5 protein-coding genes, 1 tRNA gene and 1 pseudogene are annotated in these 10,414 nt (G+C 41.6%); 1 reads left to right on the top strand and 6 read right to left on the bottom strand.

From position 1 onward, the window contains the following. Positions 1-18 precede the first annotated feature (18 nt). Positions 19-1,129 (top strand): annotated as a pseudogene (locus ACSQ7D_RS12325) (ISAs1 family transposase). 499 nt (positions 1,130-1,628) lie between these two features. Here ACSQ7D_RS12325 and ACSQ7D_RS12320 read toward each other — a convergent pair. The 6 genes from ACSQ7D_RS12320 to folB form a co-directional block, all read right to left on the bottom strand. Further along, positions 1,629-7,103: an alpha-2-macroglobulin family protein gene (locus ACSQ7D_RS12320; protein WP_437136414.1), complete on the bottom strand. Its 5,475-nt coding sequence runs from the start codon at positions 7,101-7,103 to the stop codon at positions 1,629-1,631. A gap of 152 nt (positions 7,104-7,255) precedes the next feature. After that, a complete protein-coding gene (locus ACSQ7D_RS12315; RefSeq protein WP_289013181.1) occupies positions 7,256-8,914 on the bottom strand; it encodes a DUF6909 family protein in 1,659 nt (552 codons plus the stop codon). Further along, positions 8,904-9,383, bottom strand: coding sequence for a regulatory protein RecX (locus ACSQ7D_RS12310; RefSeq protein ID WP_053581482.1), 480 nt, complete (start codon positions 9,381-9,383; stop codon positions 8,904-8,906). Before ACSQ7D_RS12310 ends, ACSQ7D_RS12315 begins: the two co-directional genes overlap by 11 nt. Before the next feature lie 116 nt (positions 9,384-9,499). Continuing rightward, on the bottom strand, positions 9,500-9,880 hold the full coding sequence (locus ACSQ7D_RS12305; RefSeq protein WP_178958161.1) for a hypothetical protein: 381 nt from the start codon (positions 9,878-9,880) through the stop codon (positions 9,500-9,502). A gap of 47 nt (positions 9,881-9,927) precedes the next feature. Further along, positions 9,928-9,998 (bottom strand) — tRNA-Cys (locus tag ACSQ7D_RS12300). A gap of 45 nt (positions 9,999-10,043) precedes the next feature. Then, positions 10,044-10,409, bottom strand: coding sequence for a dihydroneopterin aldolase (gene folB, locus ACSQ7D_RS12295; protein ID WP_264861034.1), 366 nt, complete (start codon positions 10,407-10,409; stop codon positions 10,044-10,046). Positions 10,410-10,414: the final 5 nt, after the last annotated feature.

Raw genomic sequence — 10,414 nt, 5'->3', positions numbered from 1 at the left:
AATAAAATGTAAAAGTCTATGACACTGATAGAAATGTTATCTAGTATAGAGGATACTAGAAAAAGACGCGGTATCCGCCATAAAATGCCTAACTTCCTGATTATGTGCCTAACAGCAATAATGTCAGGTTATACTGGTTATCGAGAAATAGGCCGTTTCCTCAAAGAAAACCAATGGGAGTTTAAAAAGTATCTAACTTTCTGTAAAGTACCTACATATGGCTCTATTAGAAGGATATTTATGGAAATTGATTTTGATGATTTTGCCCAAAAATTCAATCAGTGGACTGCCCAATTTTTACCAATGTGTCAAGGTGAAACACTTGCTGTTGATGGAAAGGCTATTGCAGGAACTATTAAAGACACTCAAAATAACTATCAGAATTTTGTTTCATTGATAAGTGTTTTTGCTTCACAAAGAGGCATTGTATTAGCTTGTGATAAATTAGAGAACAAAAAAGAATCTGAAATTTATACCGTTCAAAGACTCTTACAAGCCTTAGACATTCAAGGTGAAATAATCACTTTAGATGCCTTACATTGTCAAAAAAACTCTTGAAACTATTATAAAGTCAAAAAATGACTACATAGTACAAGTAAAAGGTAATCAAAAAAAGCTTTTTGAGCAAATAAAAGCAAATGTTGCTACAAAAAAGTATTTAATGCACACTTACCAAGAGTGTTCTTTGCTAAGAGGTCGTGATGAATTGCGTATTACCAAAGTTTATAAAAATTTAGAGGGTATTTCTCCTGAATGGTTTGGTATAAAGCGAATTATAGAAACAACACGTTATGTCAAAACAAAGAAAGGTCAGACAATAGAGATAGTTTACCATATTAGCAGTGTAGCTAAGAATAAGGCTGATTTCTTTGCTAATCACATACGTTCTCATTGGGGTATAGAAAATCGTTTGCACTGGGTGAAAGATGTACAAATGAAAGAGGACAAGAGTAAGACTAAATCAGGTAATGCTCCTGAGAATCTTTCAATAATGAGAAATATATCAATTAACCTATTTCGTCTTAATGGAAAAGACTCTATCAAGTCAGCTATGGAATGGAGTATCATTAATTTCAAAGAACTTATGAATTTAATATATTATAAATCAAACATTTGTAACTCTATGTAACAGCCCTGGGGGCTAGGGGGATGTTATCTCCTAGTGCCTATGGCCTAAGGCCTAGTGCCTCTTCCTCTTTCTTTCGCCTCGAAACCTCGTTTTTAACATTTTTAGCACTGTTATATCGTGTTATAAGTCAATTACTTATATACCCTTTCTATACCAATCGTCCAAGATTCGTATAAGCTTCCTATAAGCTCTCTATAAGCTACCCCCACCCTCCTTACTCCCTTTTTTCACCAAAAACTCTCCCTCCTCTCTTCCGAATATTTTCGATATCTTCCGAACCCCTCAACGCTTCCCTATTTGCTAATTTTTTCCTCGCCTGCCGTGCTATGATTGCCCGCCGTGCTACGATTGTCTGCCGTGCTACGGTTGCCGTGTTACGACCTCGCACCTCCGAGCTTCTCAGAAACCTTTCAAATAAAAAACTGCCCACATTACTGCAGGCAGTTTTTATATCACATCTCATTTGTTAATTTCCTCATTCCCTCATTTTCTCATTTTCTCATTTCCTAATTACCTCCACCCATTTACCATTGGTACGGGTGTTGTAGCGGTTGCTGTACATTGCCTCAGCATAAGTACCCGGCAGATAATAGTGTCCCGCATACGAAGCATTTAGCTTGAGCTTGATATACTTCGTTTGTTTGGCTTTTAGCGATAAGTAGAAATTCGCACGGTCGTCACGGAAATCAGTGTAGTCTATATAGCCGTTGCCATCACCTTCGTCGTAATCCGTAAAGCGAGTGTTTACAATCTCCCAGCCCGAAGGGATAATTTGGGTGAGTGCTACATTGTCTACTCTCTCCCCTGTGAGGTTTGTTATCTCAATAGTAGCTACAAACTGAGTGCTTTGTCGCAAATTGGTCACATCAAGTGTGTGTCCGTTGTTATCGCGGTAAGTCGTGTTAAGAGCCAATCCGTTTTGCATAGCCAACTCTTTGCCTACAGGTAATATACCACTGGTAATGAGGCGTACATAGAGGGTTTGGTTGCCGTTGTTCTTCACTTGTAAAGTCTCATTGCCTTTGGCTGCAAGCGTCTTCTGTAGTATTGGCTCGGTAGATTTTAAGTTTTCGGTTTTACCACCCAAAGTATAACTAGCTGCTATATTTCTACCGCTCTTGTTCTTTTGTACGTATTTTGCCATTGCATAAAGCGAATAGGCTGTAGTTTGAGTGCTGAGCCAATCGTTAGTCGAGAGCTTTTCGGCAATTTCCAATGCCCAGCGTCCTGCATCTTCTTTCCTACCGATAAGCAAAGCGGTTTCCATTGCCATTGCTTTATTGCGCAACACCGAGCCGTAATAGCTATCGGCATCGTCGTCTATGGAAGTAGTTTGGAAGAGCTTTTCAGCGGTTTGCTTTTGTCCGGCAAGAGCGTAGGCAGCTGCCAAAGTGCGTTTAGCGTTAGGAGTGAGCTCACTGAGTTCACGCAAGCGGTTCATAGCACCTATGTTAGGATTTCCGGCAAGAGCCAAGGTATAGAGGCGATAGGCTTGGGCGAAATCGTTTTGGTATTTACCCTCGTAACGCCATTGGCGCGCTTCATTGTTCTGATAGTCGAGCCAACGCTGTTTGCTACCTGAGGGCAATACATAACCTTTCTTCTCGGCTTCTACAAAAAACTGACCTATATAGGAGGTTACCCAATCATCGGCATATTTGCCTCCTTTCCAATAGGTAAAGCCTCCATTAGAGAGTTGGTTTTCATACAATTTACTAATGGTAGCACTTACATTGCGGTTCACCTCGTCCGCTTTTTCTTTAGAAAGGGTTACAAAGTCAGCTAAGAAAAGTTGAGGGAACGCCCCCGAAGTGAGTTGCTCGCTACAACCGTGTGGATAAGCGATAAGATAACCCAAACGCTGGGTGAGGTTCACCCCTGGGAAGCTCGATACTTCTAATACAGTTTTGGCTTTTTCACCAAAGAGATTGATGTTTAGAGAATGCGACTGTCCGCCTTGTAGTACGGCGTTTTGTACTACATAAGTAACGGGATTAGGGTTGTACACATCCATTTCCACCTCATAAGTCGCTTTTTCCTTACCCGAAGTAGCAATGATTTTCACCTTACCGATACCTGTTTGCGAGGTGGTTTCAAGTTCAAAGTAAGCCATTTGCTCCCCTGTCTTCTCAAAGTGCAACTGTTGGTCGCGTGAGCTTACTACTTTAAACAAACCGTTAGTCTCTACTTGTAGCGATACGTTCTTCACTTGTTTTTCCATAGCAAAAACGGTTACCGGCAACACGATTTTCTCATTAGGCACTGCTTTGCGTGGTAAGGAACCTAAAATCGATAACGGACTCACCACAGGTATATCTTTTTTCTCAGCACTACCATAGGCATTGCCTTTCACATCGCTGGCTACTACCATCACACGAGCAGAACCCATATAGTTAGGAATTTTCACGGTATGGGTATTGCCTGCTCCTTTTTTTAGTTCAAACGGACCTCTAAATATCACAAAGGGTTTGAAGCGGTTTGCTTTCTGTGCATCGGCACCGCCTAAATCTTCATCTCCTCCTATACTGAACGCTTGATTGATAGTACCTCCATAAGCACCTATTACATCATCGTACACGTCCCAAGTCTTTACTCCAAGAGCAGTTTTGCTGAAGAAAGTATTCCAAGGGTTAGGAGTTTTGAAGCGGGTGAGGTTTAGGAGTCCATCTTCTACGATAGCCAAAGTGTATGTCATCGGTTTACCCGATTTCTCACTTACTTTTATCTGTACCTTTTGGTTAGGTACCAATCGCTCGGGCATTTGGATTATAGGATTGAGGACGGTATTCTTGTCTACCACTTTCACCGGTATCACCCCATAGAGGCGTATAGGCGCATCATTGAGCGTTTTGTTGTGCGGTTGCAAGAGGGTAACATAGAAATACACATTAGGCGTCATTTTATTGGTGATAGGTACCTCAAAAGTAGTTTCTTTATTAGCGGTCTCTACCCAGTGAGTTTCGAGTACATCGTTGCCGTTTTCTACCGAGATAAGCGCACGACCGCCTTTGTCTGACGGAAAACTAATCTTAGCTTTTTCACCTACGCTGTATTCTTTTTTGTTAGTACCCAAAGCGAGCATTACCGCTTCACTACCCTCACTGCCACGCGATTTGCCAGTCCAGTCACCCCAATCAAAATAAGCAGTTGTGCCACACTTATGACCGCTTTGGTCATCGGTAAGCATAATAAAATAGCGACCCCAGTCGGCATCCGGAATATTGAGTGTAAAACGTGCTTTACCACTGCTGTCGGTAGTGATGTTTTTAGTGGTGTAAATAGCATTGCTACTACTGCTATTGTAGGTAGAGATATTCTGGTTCGAGGCGTCCCACCACCAGTTCCAGCCTACTTTATACACGGTTACCGATACGTCTTTATGGCTGAGCGGTTTGCCGTCTTCACTGAGTACTACTGCATCGAAAGTGTGGTTTTGTTGGGTGTTGTAATAATCGTATTTGTTGGTTTCGGGCAAGCGTAAACCTACGTACTCACTATAAGGTGAGAAAGAGGCGGTACTCACATCGGTACTGAAATCGCCACCACTTTCGTTGGCTTGGGTGAGGAAGTTCACTTTTAGCATACCAGGAGCATCTAAGTCGTTCGTTCTGAAGTAGAAATTCGCATTCCCGTTGCTATCGGTACGCCCTTCAAATACGTTCATCTCTTCGCTCTCAAACTGATAAGCGCGATTGTTGAATACGTATTTTTCATAACCTTTGAAGGCAGTTTCTAAGGGGTAGAACTTCGCTTTCACGCTCACACCTGTATTACCTGCTGGAGAGCCGTGTAACCACAACACTTGCAAGCGCACATTGTCGCCCTTTTGGCTGATAAGTTTACCGTTGAGGTTGTTCTCTATCTTCAAGCGGTTAGGCTTAATGGTTTCAATCTTGATGCGTTTGCTGAATTTTGTAGCCCCTGCCGAGATACTCACATTCCAGTTGCCCGTAGGTGCATCGGAGTTGGTTTTCAGTCCAAATACATACTGGTTAGTAGGGTTGCTACTCTGCATACGTTCAGCAATCACCTTGCCATAAGGGTCGGTAAAGCGCAGTTTGATAGGCAGTTTTTCAGGGGTCTTTTGGGCAAAGTCGTTCAATATAAAGCCCACATAAATGCTATCACCGGGTCGCCATACGCCACGTTCGGTATAGATAAAACCGTTGAGCCCTTTCTGTAAGCGCATACCATCTACATCGTATTTGCTTACCGACTGTGGTGCGCCGTCGTCTAACTTCACATAAGTAGTGAATTTGTCTTTTTTCACTTTGGCAAAGTAAGCACGGCTACTGAGATTTAACCGTAGTATTCCCTTACTATCGGTTTTGCCTTCTTGTATTTTCTGTTGTTGGTAGCTGAATACCTCTACTATTGCTCCATCTACCGGTTTGGTAGTGAGCAAGTCGTTTACTACTATGGTAAAGTTGTTCGTTTGTCCTTTTTTTACAATTACCCCAAGGTCGGAAGCAAGCACATTGGTACCCACCGTTCTGCCGTAGTAATAATTGTCTTTACAAGGACTATCCTCGTCTTCTTCCCAATAGAACTCTTCGTCGTAATCATAGTATTGAGAGTAGGTTACATCGTCGTCATTTAATGGTTTTTGTTCAAACGAAAGGTCAAGAGGTTCTTCGTTTTTAGCACCACAAGCGTAGAGTGAATAGTTTTTGGTCATTCCTAATTCTACGCGGTAAATTGCCCCTGGTTCGGGCGTAATCACCGAAGCAAGGTCGAGCGAATAAGTATTCCACTCGTTCAGCGGATAGAGCGCACTGTCGTTCAGTTTGAGTACTTTCCGTGCAATAGGCTTGCCTACACGCTGTATATACGAGCCTCCGCCCAAATCGTTATCTTGTAAAAACTGAAAGATATTGTTCTCGAAAATGCGGTATACCGTTACATTCACCGCGCGCAAGTTGATAGTTTGGAAGTTGATTTTCAAATTCTGTGAACTTGGTAGGATAGTACCGCTCTTAAGGAAGCGAATATCGGGTTTCTGCTGTAAAAATTTGATGTCAAAAGTCGCTTCTTTTTCCAAGCGGTCTCCGTAGATATTCTTGATACCTTTAGAAACGTGTACCTTGTAGTCGCCTTCTTTTTGCTCCTCTCGGAAGACTTTCACCACGTTGCCGTTTACACTGTATTTCAGTGCTGTATTGGTATTGCTGAGGCTTATGAGTCCTGTAAAATCTTGCTCTTTTTCTAAGGGGTCAGAAAAGTTTACACTGAAAGCCTGATTGGCACCATCGGTTTTAGCGTTCAGTGCCTTGAATACCCCCTTTTGCGGAATAGTATAAGAAAAAGGTATGAGGTTTTCTTCTGGTATGTCTTTAACGTCCCATTTTATTTGGAGAGTTTGTTCTTTGTTGAGACGAGGCAAGCTGTCGAAGATAATCACAAACTTGTTATTAGTGCCTTGCGACTGGAACTTTACACCTACTTTCTTCCCATCAAGAGTTGCTTTTAAAATCTCTTTAGCAGTTTCGTAAGGTATCTGGTCATTAGCCAAGAGTTCAGCACTAAGAAAATAATAATCACGGTTGTACGACTGTAACTCGTTTGACCTTACTCGAAAGGCTTGTTGAAAAGTTTTCACTGTAAAGTTGAAAATCTCCAGTTCCTTTTTTGGTACTGCATAGAGCTTCTTCACGTGAAACGACACGCGGTACTCTGTGTTTTGAACCAAAGGTTTTTCAGGCACAAACTCTACAAGTGTAGGGTTTACGCACACCACTTTTCCTTTCACCTTAGGCGAAATTTCAAAGAGGTTAAGGTCGTTCACCTTGTCCATTTTGTCTTGCGACAAGGGTTCGTTCAGTAGTATTTTTATTCCTGAGTGAGCAGAGATAAGCCCTGAGGTATACCCTGAAATATAATCTTTAAAAGCTAGTGGGTCGCTGTTGAAATTTACATTCTTCTTACAAGCGATAGCGACCAACAACGCTATCAGTACAAAGCTTATTTTTTTCATATTTTGATCACACTAATATTTTTAAGGTACAAAGGTAGGAATTAATTATCAAATTAGCAAATGCTTTCTGAAAAAGCGTACCCTCTAAAAATAATACTTGTGTCGCTCACTCTAATTGTTTGTACTGTTACGACTGCCTGTGAGGCTCGCTCTTAATTAAAAATCTGCTCTAATATTTTAAAGGTGATGAGGTAGGTAGGCTTTACTCCCGTAGTGCCCAAGCCTCCTGAGGCAAGAGTGCTACCAGTTTCCAAAGGATTGTCGGAAGCGTAGTAGGCATAACGCACTTTCACATCTTCACGTATACTCTTGCGTATTTTTGATGCCGACTGTATGGCTTTTTGGTAATGTACACCTTCCATCTCTAAGCCTACTGCATTCCACGTAGAGTGTAGGAAGAATTTTAATATATCTTTGTTTTGTAGCGAAGTTCCCAGTACAGTAATCATAGAGCCCTCAAACACTTTCAGTCCATTACCTTCAAAGTCGGCTTTGGTAAATTCGTTGTGGAAAGGATAGTTATCTGCTGTACCTTCGAAGATGTGTGCAGTAGGAATCATTAGGTCTCCTTTCTCACCTTCCAAGATGCCTGCCTTACCCATAATTGAGATAGAAAGCACGTCTAAGAAATAGGTCTTGCCTCCTTTGTGGTAAGGTTTTAGTAGCTCATCTATGGTCTCAAAGGCTTGTTCACCAAAAGCGTAGTCCATTACAAAAATCACAGGTTTTTCTCCCTTTTCAAGATGATGTACTTCGTATGGTGTATCTGTAAAGTCTATTTTGGCAGTATCAAACAGTTGCACATCGATGTTTGTGCCAGAAGTATCGTCTACCGAAATCATTCCGTGTTTATGAGCGTATTCCTTCACTTTTTTGCGTAAAGGTTCACTTTCGGGCAGACTTAGGAGTTCGAAGAGTTCTATGCGTGAGCTTACTTCCACTTCTTTGGCAAGTGCTTTTTCAGCAAACAAGCTGTTCATCACGCTGTGCATATTGGCACTGATGATGTGTAACGGGCGTTCTAAGAGTCCATTTTTTAGTAATATATGCTTGATGTGTTCCGCCCATATCTCTCCGTGCAGATGATGCCCGATACGCTCGCGCAATACAGTGCTAAAGGTGATAGTGCGCTTATCGTCGTTCACGCGTTCGTTCAGAGCGAGCTTGCCTAACCAGTAAATAATGTGGATAAAGCGGTCGGGTAGGGTAGGAGTAGCTAAGGCTTTGTAAGCCCCCAGCACCTCTTCAAAAGTGCGCCCTAAAAGGTTGCCTATGTGTATAAAGGTAGCCTCACGCTCGGCAAGGGTGAGTTTATTCTTTTGTATATTGGCTTCTAATTTTGCCCAATCGTGCGAAATTTTATTGTCGTCTAACAGAATGCGGTCAGCAATTTTGTGTGACTCTATAAATAGGAAAGTAAGGTGCGTAAGCACGTCGTAAATATCCGAACGACCACGAGTGATTTCAATATTCATCTGCTCAGGGTCTATACGGTAACAATTGCGGCGACGTTTCGGCGGGATAATAGGCTTGAAGTGCGATTGGCGGTATCCCTCATCAGCAATTAGGTTGATGTATTTACACTGCTCAATCCCTTCAGGCAGACGGTCAAGTACGTAAATAAGCCCGCTCAGTTCCGATTTGCTCTCAGCAATACTACCATAGATTTCTGGGCGCAATACCAGCAGTGATTCCCGTAGTGCCTCGCCCGAGATACCCATAGGTTTATAGAAACCCCTTGAAAAGAGGTGTCTCATCGTTACATACATACGCTCTATAGCGTTCGTTGATTCCTGTGCTCTACTTTTCATATAATTCTTCTACTTTCTCATAAACCAAATCCGGCTCCCAACCGCGGTACAGTAGGTAATTAGCCAGTTTAGCTTTAGCTTTATAAAGGTTCTTTTCTTTAATGGTAGCTTGTTTTTTCTCAGCCACTATCTCAAAAGTATCTATGTATTCTTCTTCGTCAATTTCTTCTAAGCCCACTTCAATATTGTAATCCGAAAGTCCTCTGGTTTTCAGTTCCCGTTCTATGCGCACGCGTCCCCATTTTTTGATGCGAAACTTACCACGGGCAAAGCTTTTAGCAAAGCGCTCTTCGTTTAGGAAGCCGTTCTGTATCAGGTGTACCACTATATCATCAATAGCCAAAGGTATCATACCCATCGCACGCAGTTTTGTTACTACCTCGCGGTGGCAACGCTCTTGGTAGGCACAATAGGCTTCCAGTCGCTCTTTTGCCTCTTGTACGGTATAGGTCTTTGCAGTAGCTTCCATTATATTTTGTAATTGGGCAAAGATACAAGAAAAGCTACCAATACGGTAGCTTTCTTTTAATAATAACTTCTTTACAATCTTTTACTAACTTAATTTTGTGGGAATTAGAGCTGTGATTAGAATATAGCTGCTAAATCTTTTTTGTACTTAGCGAGTAAAGCTCTTGTTATACCATAGTTTGCTTTAGTCGAGTCTACTACTAAATAAATGAAATAACTACCATTTGCTGACACATCAATAATGTGATTTTGGTCAGTTAAAACAATTACAATCTCATCTATTTTTTCCTTAGTAGCCAATCCTAATGCTTGAAGTGCATTTTGTTTAGCCTTCACTACCTCTAAGTTATAAGCAGAACCTAAGTTAGGGTCAAAACTAGGATCTACTGATTCTGCACCGTAAGAAACCCCTGAACGTACTTCAGTTACTGAAACGGCGATAAAACCAGGAATGTTCTCTTTTACATCCTGAATGAATTTGTCTAAAACGTTTGTCATCTTTTTGAAATTTTTACTTTGTGGATTAATTATTTAGTTAAAAAGTGAGGCATCGAGCGGATTTGAACCGCTGTAAAAGGTTTTGCAGACCTCTGCCTAGCCCCTCGGCCACGATGCCTTTTTATGTTTTGTAGTATCAGCGTGCAAAGTTACTACCTTTTTTTTAATTAGCAAGTTTTTTCTGTTTTATTTTTACACTCACCGAGGCTACGTCGCCATTAATAGGGGGATTGATTTTCGCAATTTCAAGTGTTATCTTCTGAACCTCAGAAAGCTCTTTGAATATCCTGTCTATAATACGACCCGCTACGTGCTCTAATAATTCCGACCGTATAGCCATCTCTTCTTTTACAATCTTGTTCAAGTGTACATAGTCTACCGTGTCAGCAAGTCGGTCGCTCTTAATAGCTTTTTCAAGAGGAACTTTCACCTTCACATCCACGCGGTAATCACTCCCTATAATGCCCTCTTCAGCAAGGCACCCGTGATTGGCGCGAACGCGTATGTTCTTTAAGATAATATGTTGCATTCTAT

This window comes from Capnocytophaga sp. G1920, assembly GCF_051417515.1.
The sequence above is the reverse complement of the archived record's forward strand: the minus strand, read 5'-3'. Positions and strand labels throughout refer to the sequence as shown.

Excerpts from the sequence above, each read along its gene's own strand:
- ACSQ7D_RS12320 (WP_437136414.1), bottom strand. The coding sequence starts at position 7,103 with ATGAAAAAAATAAGCTTTGTACTGATAGCGTTGTTGGTCGCTATCGCT.
- ACSQ7D_RS12315 (WP_289013181.1), bottom strand. The coding sequence starts at position 8,914 with ATGAAAAGTAGAGCACAGGAATCAACGAACGCTATAGAGCGTATGTAT.
- ACSQ7D_RS12310 (WP_053581482.1), bottom strand. The coding sequence starts at position 9,383 with ATGGAAGCTACTGCAAAGACCTATACCGTACAAGAGGCAAAAGAGCGA.
- ACSQ7D_RS12305 (WP_178958161.1), bottom strand. The coding sequence starts at position 9,880 with ATGACAAACGTTTTAGACAAATTCATTCAGGATGTAAAAGAGAACATT.
- folB (WP_264861034.1), bottom strand. The coding sequence starts at position 10,409 with ATGCAACATATTATCTTAAAGAACATACGCGTTCGCGCCAATCACGGG.